The sequence below is a fragment of the Enterobacter sp. WI-ESBL-E8 genome, from assembly GCF_053364895.1.
The window spans coordinates 4,026,538-4,043,309 of sequence record NZ_JBRWXJ010000001.1; the positions used below are offsets into that span (position 1 = coordinate 4,026,538).

The following is a 16,772-nucleotide window of genomic DNA, read 5'->3' on the forward strand; positions in this document are numbered from 1 at the left end:
CTGATAGCTATAACGCCGAAAACGAAAAGCCAGGTCACAACTCTTTTCTCGCCAGATTGCGTCCGCTATGAGCCCATGTCAGGCTCCGCAAATGTGTCACTTATAAAGCTACCGTAGGTTGGATGAAACGCAGACTCTCTTTTCAGGTAAAGCTATTTTTAGCGCTGGTGTGCTTCTCCTGCCTGCTGTTAGTTCTGCTGGGAACGATCCTGTTTCATTTTATTGACCGGCAGCTTCATCACGATCTCGGCCAGCGCGCCCGGGTTCAGGCCAGCCAGATCGCGCTGATGCCGGGCCTGGCGGCCATGGTAGCGGCCAGAGATATTCCGGGGATAGCCCGGTTAATTCAGCCGCTGCGCGCCGAAAGCGATGCCAGCTATATTGTGATTGGCGATACGCGCGAGCAGCACCTTTATCACTCGGAATCTCCGGAGCGCATTAATTTACCGATGATCGGCGGGGATAACGCGGAGGTGTTAAAAGGCAAAACCATTATTTCCGTACGTCAGGGCGGAATTGGCGTGTCGCTTCGCAGCAAAGCCCCGATATTTAACGCGCAGCATCAGGTGATTGGCATTGTCTCGGTCGGCTATCTGACGTCGTATATTGCCAATATTAACGCCCGCATACTCTGGCAGTCCGGGCTGTACGGCATTGCGCTTCTGCTGCTGCTGTTTATTTTCTCCTGGCTGTTTACCCGCAATCTCAAAAAACAGATGTTCCGACTTGAGCCGAAAGATATCGCTCAACTGGTGTTGCAGCAAAGGGCGCTATTAGAAGCCATGTACGAAGGGGTATTTGCCGTCAATCAGGAGAAGCAGCTGATCCTAATAAACCGCGCCGCGCGAGAGATGCTGGATATTCGGCAAAGTGAGAAAGAGCTTATCGGCAAACCGCTGGAAGACGTTCTGCAGACGTCGCCGGGGTTTTTATCCCAGCGCTACGCCTCGGTGAGCAGTGGCAGCCACGACCAGATTGCCGTGCTGAACCAGCGGGAGGTGATCGTCAACCGCGTCGCGATTGAGGTTGAGCCCGGCGTTGAAAGCGGCTGGGTGTATAGCTTTCGCGACAAAAACGACATTAACACGCTCAGCAGCCAGCTTAGTCAGATCAAGCGCTATGCGGATAACCTGCGCATTATGCGCCACGAACAGCTGAACTGGACCGCCACGCTGGTGGGGCTGCTGCAGATGAAGCACTATGACGAGGCCATCCGCTACATTCAGGTGCAGTCAGAAGGCGCGCAGCGCGTGCTGGATTTTGTCTCTGCCCGCTTTGTCTCCCCCGCGCTGTGCGGGCTGCTGCTCGGAAAATACGTCAGCGCGCGCGAAAAAGGCATTGAACTGCTGTTTGATCCCGCCTGCCAGCTTATCCGCATGCCTGCCGCGCTCAATGAAACGGAGCTGATGTCGGTTATCGGTAATTTGCTGGATAACGCCGTGGATGCGACCCTCAACGCACCGGTCCCCGCGCCGGTAGAACTCTACATTTCTGACCGTAACCAGGAGCTGCTGATCGAGGTGGCCGACCGGGGCTGCGGGGTGGACGATGCGATGAAGCCGCATATTTTTCGCCAGGGGTTCAGCAGCAAGCCGGAACGTGAAAACGACATTGTGGGTACCGAGCACGGTATTGGCCTGTTTCTGGTGGCAGGATATATCGAGAAGGCCGGCGGCAGCATTGAGATTGCCGACAACACGCCACAAGGGACTATTTTTTCTGTGTTTATTCCGAATGGGCTAAAGCATGACCCGAGCACTTGATGTTGTGATCGTTGAGGATGAGCCGCACCTGGCGGAGCTGCATCGCGAGTATATCGAGCAGAATTTTCATCTGCGCGTGGTGGGCATCGCCGCGTCAATCGAACAGGCGCACGGCCTGATCCGCCAATATCAGCCGCGGCTTATCCTGCTGGATAACTATCTCCCGGACGGCAAAGGGGTGGAGTTAATCGACAACCCGCTGCTGAAAAGCTATGAATGCTCGGTGATCTTCATCACCGCCGCCAGCGATATGCAGACCTGCAGCCACGCCATGCGTAGCGGCGCGTTTGACTACCTGATTAAGCCCGTCTTTTTCCAGCGTCTGCACGCCTCGCTGGAGCGGTTTATGCGCTTCATCCACACCGTGCAGCAGGTGAAGGTGGTCGATCAGCATGCGCTGGATCGTCTGTTTAACCTGCCTGCCGCGGAGTCCTCGCTGACGCCGTCGACGAAGGGCATTGAGCCCCAGACGCTAGAGCGGATTAAACGCCTGTTCGCCGACCGTCCCGACAGTGCAATGTCGGTTGAAGAGGTGGTGGAAAGCGTGGGGATCAGCAAAACCACGGGGCGTCGCTATCTCGAATACTGCGTGGAGAGCGGGTTAATTTGCGTTGAAATGCTGTATGGCAATATTGGTCATCCGCGAAGGTTATACCGCAAAACCCCCGATAAACCGTAATCCGAAACCGTTCACAGGCTAACGTTCGCGGATTTTATGGTGTTAATTGCTGAAACGACGGCGACAATCACACTTCGGAACCATTATCCGCTCCCCCCTATTGTGGGCGGAGCGCACTGCGCTATGTTGACAATTAGTTCCTCAAATGTAACTAAAAGGTTAACTATAATGTCGAACACATTCCGAATTTCTCTGATTACCGCTACCGTACTGTTCTCTGCTTCTGCACTCGCTGCCCTGCCGCAGGGTTATTCTGCTGAGTATCAAAAGGTTGTCGATGCCGCGACAAAAGAGGGCAAGGTTGTCATTTACTCGACCACCGACATCAAAGCTGCCGGACCGCTGATCCAGGGCTTCGAAAAAACCTACCCGGGCATTAAAGTTGAATACAACGATATGAACAGCACCGAGCTGTACAACCGTTTCATCAGCGAACAGGCCTCCGGCGGCGTGAGCGGCGACGTGGTCTGGAGCTCCTCTATGGACACCGGCCTGAAGCTCGCCACCGACTACGCCATGGAGTACAAATCTCCGGAGCAAAGCCAGCTGCCGAAATGGGCGGTCTGGAAAGATAAGGCCTACGGCACCACCTATGAGCCGGTGGTCTTTATCTACAACAAGCGCCTGATCCCGGCCAGTGACGTACCGGACTCTCACGCCGCGCTGGCGAAGCTGATTGCCAGCCAGACGGACAAATTCAAGGGCAAAGTCACCACCTATGACATCGAAAAATCGGGTCTGGGCTTTATGCTCTCCGTCCAGGATCACAACGCCGATCCTAATTACTTTAAAACCCTCGCCGACGTCGCCAAAGGGGGCTTATCGGTGCAGTCCTCTACCGGCACCATGATGGAGCGCGTCTCCTCCGGGGAAAACCTGATCGGCTTTAATATCCTCGGTTCTTATGCGGAAGCGCGTGCGAAGAACGATCCGTCGCTCGGCATTTCCTATCCAAAAGACTACACCCTGGTGCTGTCGCGCGTGTCGTTCATCAGCCAGCAATCGCAAAACAGCAATGCGGCAAAACTGTGGCTCGACTATGTGCTGTCTGAACATGGGCAAAGCATTCTCGCCAACCAGGCGGACATTCCCTCCATTCGTAACGATATCGAAGGGAAAAATGATATCGACGGCCTGACCAAAATTCTCGGCAACGCGCTGAAGCCGATCCCGGTTGATGAAACGCTGCTGGAATACCTGCAGCCGAAAAAACGCCTGGAGTACATCAAAGAGTGGCGTACCGCCGCCGGCAAATAAGCGTCTGAGCGCGGCGCTGGCCGCCGCGCTCCCTTATCGACCGAGTTCATTTATCTGGGCTGCAATACCAGGGATACCCCATGAACACATTACGCAGAAAGTGGCAAAGCCTGCCGCGAGGCATCGTCGTGCTGATAACCGCCCTGGTTATCTACACGCCGCTGTCGTTTATCGTGATCCAGAGCTTCCTGTCCGCCCCGTTCTTTTCGCCGTCAAAAGAGTGGAGCTTTGAATCATTTGATTTTATTTTCACTGACCCTGATTTTTATAAAGCCTTGAAAAGCGGCTTTATTCTGGCCTTCGGGCTGGTCTTTATCTCTATCCCGCTGGGCGGCGTGCTGGCCTTCCTGATGGTGCGTACCGACCTGCCCGGCCGCCGGTTGATTGAGCCGCTGATCCTGGTTCCAATTTTCGTTTCACCGATGGTGCTGGGCTTCGGCTACGTGGTGGCCGCCGGTCCGGTGGGCTTTCTCTCCCAGTGGGCTGAGGCGCTGATTGGCTTTGTGCCGTGGAATATCTACGACATGTCGAGCATTGTGGTCATTGCCGGCCTGACGCACGTCCCACACGCCTATCTGTATATCTCGTCAGCGCTGCGCAGCGTGGGCTCTGATGTGGAAGAGGCCGCGCGCACCGCGGGAGCCTCTCCCTGGCAGGTAATGTCTTCCGTCAGCCTGCCGATGGTGCGCCCGTCCATTCTGTACGCCACCGTGCTGCTGTTCTTCCTCGGGCTGGAAGTGTTCGGCCTGATGCTGGTGCTCGGCGACCCGGAAGGCAACATGGTGCTGGCGACCTATCTCTATAAGCTGACGAACAAGATGGGTACCCCTTCCTATAACCTGATGGCAGCGGTTGCCGTGGTACTGATCTGCATCACCATCCCGCTGGTGATGCTCCAGCGTCGCCTGATGCGCACCGCCAACCGCTTCGTCACCATGAAGGGGAAGGCTTCCCAGGCGCGCGCGCTACCGCTCGGCAAATGGCGCTGGGTGGCTGGCGCGGTGATTGCCTTCTGGCTCACCGTGACCATCGGCGTTCCGCTGCTCGGCGTGGTGCTGCGCGCGTTTATCTCCAACTGGGGCGTGGGCGTTTCGCTGTGGGATGAACTTTCGCTGAACACCTTCCGCACCATCTGGTCCCAGCCCAACCTGCTGCGCGCCATCGTCAACTCCATGGCGATTGGGGTAATTGGCGGCGCGCTGGCCGTGGTGTGCTACCTGTTTGTCGGCATTGCCATGCACCGCAAGCCGGACAACACCACGCGTTTCCTCGACTACAGCGTGCTGGTGCCGCGCGCCGTGCCCGGCCTGCTGGCGGGTCTGGCGTTCCTGTGGGTGTTCCTGTTCCTGCCGATGTGGCTCGATAACGCGCTGAAATCCGGCTGGCTTTCCGGCTTTGCCTGGTCCGACTGGATGCGCGAAAACCTCATCGTCTGGCTGCGCTCGCTTCGCAGCACCATTTTCAGCGTCTGGCTGGCCTATACCGTGGTGTGGATGGCTTACGGGCTGAGGCTTATCTCTTCCACGCTGTTACAGGTGGCGCCGGAGCTTGAAGAGGCGGCGCGCAGCACCGGGGCGACGCGCGGGCAGATCACCCGCCACGTCACCATTCCGCTCTCCCGCTACGGTCTTATCGGTTCGTGGCTGCTAATGTTCCTGATCTTTGAACGCGAATACTCAACGGGTGTGTACCTGCTTTCACCCGGCACGGAAACCATCGGCTCGATGCTGGTTTCCCTCTGGGCCGCGGGTGCCATCGATATCGTGGCGGCGCTCTCTTTCATTAACATCCTGCTGGTCGTGGTAGGTCTGGGCATTGCCCTTCGTTTCGGAGTGAAAATACATGATTGAATTAGCGGTTGACGATCTGCACTTAACCTACGGCGACAATCCTGTTTTAAAAGGTGTCTCCATGAACCTGAAGCGCGGCGAAGTGGTCTCCCTGCTGGGCCCCTCCGGCAGCGGCAAAACCACCCTGCTGCGCGCCGTCGCGGGTCTTGAAAAACCGACCCAGGGGTCGATTGTCATTGGTAAAAATAAAGTTTACGACGGCACGCCGCGCAGTGAGGTCCCGGCGGAAGAGCGCAATCTGGGGCTGGTGTTCCAGTCCTACGCCCTGTGGCCGCACAAAACCGTGTTTGAGAACGTGGCCTATCCGCTCAAGCTGCGCAAAGTCCCGGCCAAAGAGATCCAGCAGCGCGTGCAGGACGTGCTGGACCAGCTTGGTCTGGGCCATCTTGGCAAACGTCACCCGCATCAGCTCTCTGGTGGGCAGCAGCAGCGCGTGGCGATTGGCCGGGCGCTGGTCTACAACCCGCCGGTGATTTTGCTGGACGAGCCGCTTTCCAACCTCGACGCCAAGCTGCGCGAAGAGGCCCGCGTGTTTCTGCGCGAGCTGATTATCAAGCTTGGGCTATCGGCGCTGATGGTGACGCACGACCAGAACGAAGCGATGTCCATTTCCGACCGTATCCTGCTGCTTAACAACGGCAAAATTGAGCAACAGGGCACGCCTCAGGAGATGTACGGCTCGCCGAAAACGCTGTTTACCGCCGAGTTTATGGGCAGCAACAACCGCCTGCACGGCAAAGTCACCGAAGTGCGCGACGGCAGAGCGCGTATCGAAGGAAAAGGCTGGGTGCTTTGGGGCCAGGCCGGTGAAGGGGTGCAGAGCGGTGATGACGCCACGGCGGTGATCCGCGTCGAGCGCGTGGCGGTGGTCGAGGGACCTGGGGACAATCAGCTTGAGCTGCCGCTGCTCACCAGCATGTATCTCGGCGACCGCTGGGAGTACCTGTTCCGCACGGTGGGGGATGATTTTGTCATCCGCGCCTATGGGCACGAGGTTCGGGATCCGCAGCACTGCCATCTTTCGCTGCCGGAGAAGCATGTGTGGGTGTTCCCTAAAAACTGATAAAAAAGGCTGCGTAATGCAGCCTTTTTATTCTTCACATTTTAATTCAGTAAACAGCACGACCCTGTTAAAATATTTAAATAACGAGAGCTTTTAAAATAAAATCACAGAATTAACATTAATGCCATTTAATACCCTTCGCACCACTTCATATTATATTATACCCTTATTTTCCGTCGTTCCGGCGCGCTTGCAGCCTCTATTTATTACAGCCAGGGCATACGCTGCCCTTCCCTGCAGAAGCAGGTTGCGAATGACCTTATTGAAAGATATTCTTAAAAGAAGACTAAAAAAATACGCTAAAATATGTTTTGAGACGCTTACGCACGGCTTTGACAATGAAAACTTTGAGGATATAATTCTTAAACAATGTGAAATCCTCTTTTCGAGACGGTAACTGATATATGTTCTGGATAATTAACGACAGGATAAAGTTCCATCCAGAAAAAAACACGTTAGCCTCAGTAAGCAAACCCGAGCTGAGCGTAATCATTACCGCCCCGGCCAGCCGTTGCTTAACACTATTACTGGAATCCTGGCCCAACGTCGTTACGCAAAAAGAATTATTCACCTTTGTATGGGCTGAAGACGGCATGCTCGTTCCGACAAATACGCTTTATCAGAACATATCTATCATTCGTCGCGGACTTCGCACCGTAGCAGAAGCCGACGAAACGCTCGTGTCCACGGTGCCGCGCAAGGGTTTCCAGATTGACAGCAGCGTTAAGGTGACCAGAGTCGCTACCGAAGAAGAGACGCCGGAACAGCAGTTTGTTGACCCGTCACCGGTTGAAGCATTAATACCTGAGCCTGAAATGACGGCGAATACATTACCTGCATCCGTAGCAAAGACAGGCACAGTAAACAGGAAATGGGTGCAATACTCGCGCATTGCCCTTCTGCTATTGCTTTCCTTTGGCCTTGGTTTATCCATGTTCCATCTGCCGTGGACGCCACATTCAGAAAGGGATTTTTTTAACGACTATACCATCATAAGAAATGAGAATGAGTGCCATTTTGTCTCTCAAAATGATGACATCAAAAAAACGGGCGGTTTTACCAAAGCCAAAAACACGATCCTGCAGACCGGTCTGGATTGTAAAAAATATCCGTGGATTTACTTCCTCTCGTCCAGTACTGCTCCTGCACTTTCGGCATTAATTTGCAGAGAACCTTTTGAAACCTCAGAAAACTCACGGTGCGTCACGCTCTATTTTCGGTGGAAAAATCAGTGACTAAAAAAACGATTACCCTCGCCTGCCTGCTGCTTTTTGTCTCAGGCTTATTCATCTCATGGCTATTGCATCTGCGGGCAGAAAAGAGGCAAAACTCTGAGATCTGTTCAGCGTCCATTGTTGTCTATCACAAAAATGTTCGAGCCAACGTGACGCTTGATTTCATTTACTCTCTTAAAACGCAAACCGGCGTGGTATCAATAAACGGGACTTATGCTCAGAATGATACGGTTCTGGGGGGTATCCGCCGGGACGTGTCCTATACCTGGACTGAAAACAAAGACGCCCTTCATTTTTACTCGGTAAAAGTGAATAAAATATTTAACGATGACTCCGTCTCTGATGAGAATCTGAGTGAAGTGCTTCCAGATTTTTATGTATACCCAGAGAAAAGTATCACCTATACCGTCCTGCCGCAGGGGGAGAACAGCTTCCTGTTTACTGTAGGAAAGCGTCCCGTATTTCTCTGCTACCGCTGAATCACGCTTTCTGAAAGCGTTCTTACTCCGCAAATCAATATGTCCGCCCCCTCCAGGCCAGCGAAGACGTACGCTGGCTTATCTCATTGAATTAAAAATCTTAAATCGCGCTAAGCATTTTGCAATTTAAATTAATGCAGAATAAAAAAACCTGAATACTGGACATTTAAATAAATAACTCAACTACTCACTTTTCAATAGCCATCAACAATCTTAAATGAAATACATTTAATACAATCAAATAGAAATTTTATTATCCGACCCTGTCTGATATTTCTTATAAGTTATTCCAGGCAATAGAATACCGGGACAACCTGTCCTTACTTAAAACCAGGAAGAAAATGCTATGAAAAAAGTTATTGCTCTGGTAACGGTGTTTACCAATAGGGATATTGAACAGGCTATGGACGTTACGGCCTTTAAACAGACGTGCTGTCCAATCGCCAGGACGCTGACCCAGATAGATACCTATGGCGTTCTCGGTCGGGACCTCTCCCCGGGCTGGCGACGAGCAATGGTTGATTTCCCGGTGCCGGGCAGACCGCCAAAGATCAGTAACATAGTTATCCCATTGTGGAATGCTGAGACTGCTGATTTATTCTGGGAAAATTGAGAGTAGTAGACGTGAAGCTGGAGCGGGCGAAGGGAATCGAACCCTCGTATAGAGCTTGGGAAGCTCTCGTTCTACCATTGAACTACGCCCGCTTTAAGGTGCGTAAGGCATTATAGACCTTACGCCTCTTCATACAAGCCTCTTCACAACTAACCGGCGATTAAATAATCACTTAGCACTTCGGCTTACTGCCGGGCGCAGGAAGATAACGCTGCGGATCGATGGCCGTCGCCTTATAGCGAATCTGGAAGTGCAGCTTCACCGAGTCAGTGCCCGTACTGCCCATAGTGGCAATCTTCTGCCCTGCTTTGACGTTCTGCCCGTTGTTCACCAGCATCGTGTCGTTGTGCGCATAGGCGGTGATGTAGTCTTCGCCATGCTTAATCATGATCAGGTTACCGTAGCCGCGCAGCTGGTTACCGACGTAAACCACCTTCCCGGCACCGGAAGCATAAACCGGCGTACCGCGCGCGGCAGCGATATCGATGCCTTTGTTACCACCCTCAGACAGGGAATACGGCAACACCACTTTACCGCTGGCAGGCCAGATCCAGCAGCGTTGACCGACCGGCGGCCAGGATGACTGCGGCACCGCGTAAGACGGCGTCACCTTAGCGGTTTTGCCCTTCGAAGAGGATTTTTTGCCTGAGGACGATCCGCCGCTAACCTTCAGCTGCTGCCCCACCTCGATGGTGTAAGGCGGAGAAATATTATTCAGCCGTGCCAGGTCCTTCACGCTGGTCCCCGTTGCGCGCGAAATGCGATACAACGTATCCCCGCGCTTAACGGTATAGACCGAACCGGAATAACTGCCCATATCCGACGATTTGCTTCCTGAACAGCCTGCCAGTAAAAGCGTCAGCGTCAGGCAAAAAATGGCGGTGATGGGGTTTCTCGTCAGGCTTCCTGCAAACAAAACAGATCCTCGGTCAGCGTGAATGGCGGCCTATAATACCAGCCCGGAGAGATAAGGGTCAGCCCTTTTCCGCTCCTGGAGACAAACCGTTCGTATAAGAATGCCGTATAATACCGTCCTGCTGATGGTGCAGAACCATCCGCATCGTTGGCACTGGAGCAGGAATGAGTATTCAAGAACACGTTATTTTGGTAAATGACCAGGGAATGGTGATTGGCACTCAGGAAAAGTACGCCGCGCACACGACCCAAACCCCTCTGCATCTGGCGTTCTCCTCCTGGCTGTTTAACGCCAGCGGTGAATGTCTGGTGACCCGGCGCGCGTTAAGCAAAAAAGCCTGGCCGGGCGTCTGGACGAACTCCGTCTGTGGACACCCGCAATCGGGTGAAGCGACGGAAGAGGCCATTATCCGGCGCTGCCGCTTTGAGATCGGCGCTGAAATTACCGATATCACCTCCGTGGCGTCCGAGTTTCGTTACCGCGAAACCGATCCTTCCGGGATCGTTGAAAACGAAATTTGCCCGGTATTCGCGGCCCGCATCACCAGCGAACTGCGGATTAATCACGATGAAGTGATGGCCTTCGAGTGGGTTACGCTGGAATCGTTATTCCGCGCCCTGGATGCCGCGCCCTGGAGTTTTAGCCCGTGGATGGTGCTGGAAGCGACGGCCGCGCGAGACGCCCTCAGAGCGTTCGCCGCGCAATAAAAAAGCCCCTTTCGGGGCTTTTTTTACATCTTAACGCCTTACTTCACCGGGCGCATCGCCGGGAACAGGATCACGTCACGGATGGTGTGGCTGTTGGTGAACAGCATGACCATACGGTCGATACCAATACCCAGACCCGCCGTTGGTGGCAGACCGTGCTCCAGCGCGGTCACGTAGTCTTCGTCGAAGAACATCGCTTCGTCGTCGCCTGCCGCTTTCGCGTCAACCTGATCCTGGAAGCGCTGAGCCTGGTCTTCCGCATCGTTCAGCTCGCTAAAGCCGTTGCCGATTTCGCGGCCGCCGATGAAGAACTCAAAGCGATCGGTAATTTCCGGGTTCTCGTCATTACGACGCGCCAGCGGAGAGACTTCAGCCGGGTATTCGGTGATGAAGGTCGGCTGAATCAGGTGCGCTTCGGCCACTTCTTCGAAGATCTCGGTCACGATACGGCCCAGACCCCAGCTCTTCTCAACCTTGATACCGATGCTTTCCGCGATCGCTTTTGCAGAATCGAAGTTATCCAGATCGGCCATGTTGGTTTCCGGACGGTATTTCTTGATCGCTTCGCGCATGGTCAGTTTTTCGAACGGCTTGCCGAAGTCGAAGACTTCTTCACCGTAAGGGACCTGCGTGGTGCCCAGAATATCCTGCGCCAGGGTACGGAACAGGGATTCGGTCAGTTCGATCAGATCTTTGTAATCCGCATACGCCATATAGAGTTCCATCATGGTGAACTCTGGGTTATGACGAACGGAGATACCTTCGTTACGGAAGTTACGGTTGATTTCAAACACGCGGTCAAAACCACCAACCACCAGACGCTTCAGGTACAGTTCCGGCGCGATACGCAGGTACATGTCCAGGTCCAGGGCGTTGTGATGGGTGATGAACGGACGCGCAGACGCGCCGCCAGGGATCACCTGCATCATCGGGGTTTCTACTTCCATAAAGTCGCGGTTAACCATGAACTGGCGAATACCGGCCATGATCTGGGAGCGAATTTTGAAGGTCTTGCGGGATTCATCGTTAGAGATGAGATCCAGGTAGCGCTGACGATAGCGCGCTTCCTGATCCTGCAGGCCGTGGAATTTGTCCGGCAGCGGGCGCAGGGCTTTGGTCAGCAGACGCAGCTCGGTGCAGTGGATAGACAGTTCACCGGTTTTGGTTTTGAACAGCTTACCTTTCGCACCCAGGATATCGCCCAGGTCCCACTTCTTGAACTGCTCATTGTAGATCCCTTCCGGCAGATCGTCACGGGAAACGTACAGCTGAATACGGCCGCCAACGTCCTGCAGAGTCACGAAGGAGGCTTTACCCATAATACGACGGGTCATCATGCGGCCTGCAACGGCCACTTCAACGTTAAGCGCTTCCAGCTCTTCGTTCTCTTTAGCGTCGAAGTCTGCGTGCAGTTGGTCTGAGGTGTGGTCACGACGAAAATCGTTCGGGAATGGCACGCCCTGCTCGCGCAGCGCTGCCAGCTTCTCGCGGCGGGTTTTCAGTTCGTTGTTAAGATCGACTACCGCGTCAGCGCCCTGTGCTTGTTGTTCAGACATGTTGGTTCCTCATAACCCTGCTTTCAAACTTGCTTCGATAAATTGGTCCAGGCTGCCGTCCAGCACCGCCTGCGTGTTGCGGGTTTCAACCCCGGTACGCAGGTCTTTGATGCGGGAGTCATCAAGGACGTAAGAACGGATCTGGCTGCCCCAACCGATGTCAGACTTGTTATCTTCCATCGCCTGTTTCTCAGCATTTTTCTTCTGCATCTCCAGCTCATAAAGCTTCGCTTTCATCTGCTTCATGGCCTGGTCTTTGTTCTTATGCTGGGAACGGTCGTTCTGGCATTGCGTTACCAGCCCGGTTGGAATGTGGGTAATACGCACCGCAGATTCCGTACGGTTAACGTGCTGACCACCCGCGCCGGATGCACGGTAAACGTCGATACGCAGGTCCGCCGGGTTAATTTCGATATCAATATCTTCATCAACTTCCGGATAGACAAACGCGGAGCTGAAGGAAGTATGACGACGACCGCCTGAGTCGAACGGGCTCTTACGCACCAGGCGGTGAACGCCGGTTTCGGTACGCAGCCAGCCGTAAGCGTAGTCACCGATGATCTTGATGGTGACGGATTTCAGACCCGCAACTTCACCTTCAGACTCTTCGATAATTTCGGTTTTGAAGCCGCGCGCTTCAGCCCAACGCAGGTACATACGCGTCAGCATGCTGGCCCAGTCCTGCGCTTCGGTACCGCCAGAACCTGCCTGAATATCGAGATAGCAGTCAGCGCTGTCGTATTCGCCGGAGAACATACGACGGAATTCAAGCTGCGCCAGCTTCTCTTCCAGCACGTCGAGTTCTGCCACGGCTTCGTTAAAGGTTTCTTCGTCGTCGGCTTCGACGGCCAGCTCCAGCAAACCGGAAACATCTTCCAGCCCCTGAGCCATTTGATCCAGCGTATCTACGATAGCTTCGAGAGAGGAACGCTCTTTACCCAGCGCCTGTGCGCGTTCAGGTTCGTTCCAGACGTCCGGCTGTTCCAGCTCGGCGTTTACTTCTTCAAGACGCTCTTTCTTGGCATCGTAGTCAAAGATACCCCCTAAGAACGTCAGAGCGCTCCGTGAGGTCCTGAATACGGTTTTTTACCGGATTAATTTCAAACATGGTCTGTTTTCTTTTATGGACTTGTCAAAATGCGGTGATAAGAGCGGGATTGTACCGAATCCACGCCCTTTTTTATAGAGATTACTGCCGCTAAATTGGCCAGATATTGTCGATGATGATCTGAAGGGTGCGGTTACCGCGAAACTCGTTGATATCCAGTTTGTACGCCAGCTCAACCTCGCGCACGCCGTTGTCCGGCCATACCGCCGTGTCAACGTTGAAGGCAATGCCGTCCAGCAGCGGTCCACCGCCCACGGGCTCGACCATCACCTTCAGATGACGTTCGCCGACGATACGCTGCTGCAACAGGCGGAAACGGCCGTCGAACAACGGTTCCGGGAACATCTGCCCCCACGGGCCAGCATCGCGCAGCATTTGCGCCACGTCCATCGTCATCTCAAGCGGTGAGAGCTCGCCGTCGGACACCACTTCCCCCTGCAACAGGGCCGGGTCAATCCACTCGGTCACTAGCTCACCAAAGAGGCGCTGAAACTCGTCGAACTTCGCCTCTTCCAGCGACAGGCCCGCCGCCATCGCATGGCCGCCGAACTTAATCATCAGACCCGGATACAGCGTGTCAAGCCGCTCCAGCGCGTCGCGCATGTGCAGCCCCTGAATCGAACGGCCAGAGCCTTTCAGCGTGCCGTCGCCCGCAGGAGCGAACGCAATCACCGGCCGGTGGAAACGCTCTTTAATGCGCGACGCCAGTATGCCGACCACGCCCTGGTGCCACTCGGGATGGTACATCGCCAGACCACCCGGCAGCGTTTCGCCGCTGCGCTCAAGCTTTTCGCACAGGGTCAGCGCTTCGGCCTGCATTCCCTGCTCAATCTCTTTACGGGTCTCGTTCAGGGCGTCCAGCTCGTTGGCCAGCACGCGTGCTTCGCCAATGTTGTCGCAAAGCAGCAGCGCGACCCCGACGGACATATCGTCCAGCCTTCCGGCAGCGTTCAGGCGCGGCCCGAGGGCAAAGCCCAAATCGCTTGCCGCCAGCTTGAGCGGATCGCGGTTGGCAATCTCCAGCAGCGCCTTGATCCCCGGACGGCACTTGCCCGCCCGAATGCGGCTTAAGCCCTGCCAGGTCAGGATACGGTTATTGGTATCGAGCGGGACCACGTCCGCTACCGTACCCAGCGCCACCAGGTCGAGATATTCGGCCAGGTTCGGCACGGCAATACCGCGAGAGTCGAACCAGCCCTTATCGCGTAACAGGGTACGCAACGCCAGCATCAGATAAAACGCCACCCCCACGCCGGCCAGCGATTTCGAGGGGAAATCGCAGTCGCGCAGGTTCGGGTTAATGATGGCTTCCGCATCCGGCAGCGTTTCGCCCGGCAGGTGGTGATCGGTGACCAGCACCGGGATCCCCAGCGCGTGAGCATGATCGACACCCGCATGGGAAGAAATACCGTTATCCACGGTCATGATCATCTGCGCACCACGGGCGTGAGCCTGATCGACCACTTCCGGGCTGAGGCCGTAGCCGTCTTCAAAACGGTTCGGCACCAGATAGGTGACGTTGTCGCAGCCCAGCGCGCGCAGGCTGAGTACGCTCAGCGCGGTGCTGGTTGCGCCGTCGGCATCAAAGTCCCCGACCACCACAATGCGCGTTCCTTCACGCAGCGCGTTGTAGAGCATGTCGGTGGCTTTTTCGATACCGTTCAGCTGCTGCCAGGGAAGCATCCCTTTTACGCTGCGTTCAAGATCTTCAGCGGAACGCACGCCGCGGCTGGCGTAGAGGCGCTTCAGCAGCGCAGGGAGATCGTCCGGCAAATCAACCTGTTCAACCGCCTCGCGGCGGCGCAATTTTATGGGGGCTTTCACGCGGATTATTTACCACCAAACTGTTTCTGGTGCGCGTCGAGGAACTCTTTCATCTCTTTTGGTCCCTGATAGCCCGGAACAACATAGCCGTTGCTCAGGACAATCGCTGGCGTACCGTTCACGCCAAACTGCACGCCCAGCGCGTAGTGGTTAGCGATATCAATGTCGCAGGAAGCGGGTTTAACCCCTTTACCGTTCATCGCGTCGTCAAACGCTTTGTTGCGGTCTTTTGCACACCAGATAGCCTTCATGTCCTGCTCCGGCTGGCTCTGCACGCCCGCGCGTGGGAAGGCCAGGTAACGCACGGTAATGCCCAGCGCGTTGTAGTCTTTCATCTCTTCATGCAGCTTGTGGCAGTAGCCGCAGGTGATGTCGGTGAAGACGGTAATAACGTGTTTTTCCTGCGCGGCTTTATAGACGATCATCTCTTTTTCGAGCGCGTTCAGGTTTTTCATTAGCAGCTGGTTGGTAACGTTGACCGGCTGCGCGCCGCTCACGTCGTACATTGGGCCCTGAATAATGTGCTTGCCGTCTTCGGTAACGTAGAGCACGCCGCTGTTGGTCAGCACCGTTTTCATGCCGGCAACCGGCGCAGGCTGAATATCGCTACCGGTGACGCCAAGCTTGGCCAGCGACTGTTTGATGGCGGCGTCGTCAGCATGGGCGAAACCGGTAAATGAGGCTGCCAGCAGGGTGAACAGCGCGAAAGACTTTTTCATATATGATCCTGTTACAATTCGTCGGCACTCACGCACGAGGGTGGTGCTGTTGGTGTAGCTGCCGCAGGCGTTCCGTCGCGACATGGGTGTAAATTTGCGTCGTGGAAAGATCGCTGTGTCCCAGCAGCATCTGCACCACGCGTAAATCAGCGCCGTGGTTTAACAGATGCGTCGCGAAGGCATGACGCAATACGTGCGGCGACAGCTTTTCACTGTCGATACCGGCTAGCGTGGCGTAATGCTTAATGCGATGCCAGAACGTTTGCCGGGTCATCTGCTGCGCGCGCTGGCTCGGAAAAAGAACGTCGATAGACACCCCGTTGAGCAACCACGGGCGACCATGCTCCAGATACGTTTCCAGCCAGTAAACCGCCTCTTCCCCCAGCGGTACCAGTCTTTCCTTGTTTCCTTTGCCGATGACACGCACCACGCCCTGACGCAGGCTGATGTCGCTCATCGTCAGGCCAACCAGTTCCGAAACGCGCAAGCCGGTAGCATACAATAGCTCAAGCATGGCTTTATCGCGTAACTCCAGCGGCAGGTCAACAGCCGGTGACTGTAATAATCTCTCAACTTGTGCTTCGCTGAGATCTTTCGGCAGCCGCTGCGGGAGTTTGGGGGACGCCAGCAGCGCGCTGGGATCGTCTTCGCGAATTTTCTCCCGGTAAAGGTGCTGGAACAGGCGACGCATTGCGCTAAGCAAACGTGCGGAGCTGGTGGCTTTGTAGCCCCCCGCGATACGTTCCCCAAGCAGCGCCTGCAGATCGTCGCTTTGCGCGCTCGCCAGGGACAACCCGCGGTGCGCAAGCCACTCCACCAGCATGGTGAGATCGCGACGGTAGGCGCTGAGCGTATTCTCAGCCAGATTTTTCTCCAGCCACAGTGCATCGAGAAACTGTTCGATCAGTGCGAGATCCTTTTCCACAATGGCCCCTTTGATTCTGCAGTCAGGCCATTATGCCTGATTGCGAGCTGTTTCTGGTACACTACGCGCAAAGTCAAA

General features: G+C 55.0%; 15 protein-coding genes and 1 tRNA gene. 9 read left to right on the forward strand and 7 right to left on the reverse strand.

Going from position 1 to position 16,772, the window contains the following annotated elements:
- Positions 1-122: 122 nt before the first annotated feature.
- The 8 genes from ACWHWP_RS19055 to ACWHWP_RS19090 all read left to right on the forward strand — a co-directional run bounded on the left by ACWHWP_RS19055 (position 123) and on the right by ACWHWP_RS19090 (position 8,939).
- A complete protein-coding gene (locus ACWHWP_RS19055) occupies positions 123-1,763 on the forward strand; it encodes an ATP-binding protein (RefSeq protein ID WP_063956953.1) in 1,641 nt (546 codons plus the stop codon).
- On the forward strand, positions 1,747-2,442 hold the full coding sequence (locus ACWHWP_RS19060; RefSeq protein ID WP_059311690.1) for a response regulator: 696 nt from the start codon (positions 1,747-1,749) through the stop codon (positions 2,440-2,442). The genes ACWHWP_RS19055 and ACWHWP_RS19060 overlap by 17 nt, the downstream gene beginning before the upstream one ends.
- Positions 2,443-2,610: 168 nt before the next feature.
- Complete coding sequence (locus tag ACWHWP_RS19065) at positions 2,611-3,699, forward strand: ABC transporter substrate-binding protein (RefSeq protein ID WP_447856162.1); 1,089 nt, start codon at positions 2,611-2,613, stop codon at positions 3,697-3,699.
- An 80-nt stretch (positions 3,700-3,779) separates the two neighbouring features.
- The gene (locus ACWHWP_RS19070) at positions 3,780-5,549 is read left to right on the forward strand and encodes an ABC transporter permease (RefSeq protein WP_063956958.1); all 1,770 of its coding nucleotides are present in this window, start codon (positions 3,780-3,782) and stop codon (positions 5,547-5,549) included.
- Positions 5,542-6,612, forward strand: coding sequence for an ABC transporter ATP-binding protein (locus ACWHWP_RS19075; protein WP_059311687.1), 1,071 nt, complete (start codon positions 5,542-5,544; stop codon positions 6,610-6,612). The genes ACWHWP_RS19070 and ACWHWP_RS19075 overlap by 8 nt, the downstream gene beginning before the upstream one ends.
- Positions 6,613-7,016: 404 nt before the next feature.
- Positions 7,017-7,847 (forward strand): winged helix-turn-helix domain-containing protein, encoded by an 831-nt coding sequence (locus ACWHWP_RS19080; RefSeq protein WP_059311686.1) that lies wholly within the window; start codon positions 7,017-7,019, stop codon positions 7,845-7,847.
- Complete coding sequence (locus ACWHWP_RS19085) at positions 7,844-8,326, forward strand: hypothetical protein (RefSeq protein ID WP_059311685.1); 483 nt, start codon at positions 7,844-7,846, stop codon at positions 8,324-8,326. Before ACWHWP_RS19080 ends, ACWHWP_RS19085 begins: the two co-directional genes overlap by 4 nt.
- A 346-nt stretch (positions 8,327-8,672) precedes the next feature.
- Positions 8,673-8,939 carry a hypothetical protein gene (locus tag ACWHWP_RS19090; RefSeq protein ID WP_059311684.1) on the forward strand — a complete coding sequence of 89 codons (267 nt, stop codon included), beginning with the start codon at positions 8,673-8,675 and terminating at the stop codon, positions 8,937-8,939.
- A gap of 18 nt (positions 8,940-8,957) precedes the next feature.
- Here the strand turns inward: ACWHWP_RS19090 and ACWHWP_RS19095 are convergent.
- Positions 8,958-9,031, reverse strand: a tRNA-Gly gene (locus ACWHWP_RS19095).
- Positions 9,032-9,111: 80 nt separating this feature from the next.
- On the reverse strand, positions 9,112-9,855 hold the full coding sequence (gene actS / locus ACWHWP_RS19100; protein WP_059311680.1) for an amidase activator ActS: 744 nt from the start codon (positions 9,853-9,855) through the stop codon (positions 9,112-9,114).
- A gap of 164 nt (positions 9,856-10,019) precedes the next feature.
- Here actS and idi point away from each other — a divergent pair, with 164 nt between their 5' ends.
- Positions 10,020-10,562: an isopentenyl-diphosphate Delta-isomerase gene (idi, locus tag ACWHWP_RS19105; protein WP_063428502.1), complete on the forward strand. Its 543-nt coding sequence runs from the start codon at positions 10,020-10,022 to the stop codon at positions 10,560-10,562.
- 38 nt (positions 10,563-10,600) lie between these two features.
- Here the strand turns inward: idi and lysS are convergent, their stop codons facing one another.
- From lysS to xerD, 5 genes are all read right to left on the reverse strand, one after another.
- On the reverse strand, positions 10,601-12,118 hold the full coding sequence (gene lysS, locus ACWHWP_RS19110; RefSeq protein WP_023309094.1) for a lysine--tRNA ligase: 1,518 nt from the start codon (positions 12,116-12,118) through the stop codon (positions 10,601-10,603).
- 9 nt (positions 12,119-12,127) lie between these two features.
- Positions 12,128-13,226, reverse strand: a protein-coding gene (gene prfB / locus ACWHWP_RS19115; RefSeq protein WP_096151315.1) for a peptide chain release factor 2 whose coding sequence is annotated in 2 segments (ribosomal slippage) — positions 12,128-13,150 and positions 13,152-13,226 — 1,098 coding nt in all. Because the reading frame shifts where the segments join, the coding sequence is not laid out codon by codon here.
- A gap of 90 nt (positions 13,227-13,316) precedes the next feature.
- Positions 13,317-15,050 carry a single-stranded-DNA-specific exonuclease RecJ gene (recJ, locus tag ACWHWP_RS19120; protein WP_059311677.1) on the reverse strand — a complete coding sequence of 578 codons (1,734 nt, stop codon included), beginning with the start codon at positions 15,048-15,050 and terminating at the stop codon, positions 13,317-13,319.
- Positions 15,051-15,055: 5 nt separating this feature from the next.
- Positions 15,056-15,769 (reverse strand): bifunctional protein-disulfide isomerase/oxidoreductase DsbC, encoded by a 714-nt coding sequence (gene dsbC / locus ACWHWP_RS19125; RefSeq protein WP_059311676.1) that lies wholly within the window; start codon positions 15,767-15,769, stop codon positions 15,056-15,058.
- 28 nt (positions 15,770-15,797) lie between these two features.
- Entirely contained in the window at positions 15,798-16,694 is an 897-nt protein-coding gene (xerD, locus tag ACWHWP_RS19130; protein WP_047347949.1) for a site-specific tyrosine recombinase XerD, read from the reverse strand.
- Positions 16,695-16,772: the final 78 nt, after the last annotated feature.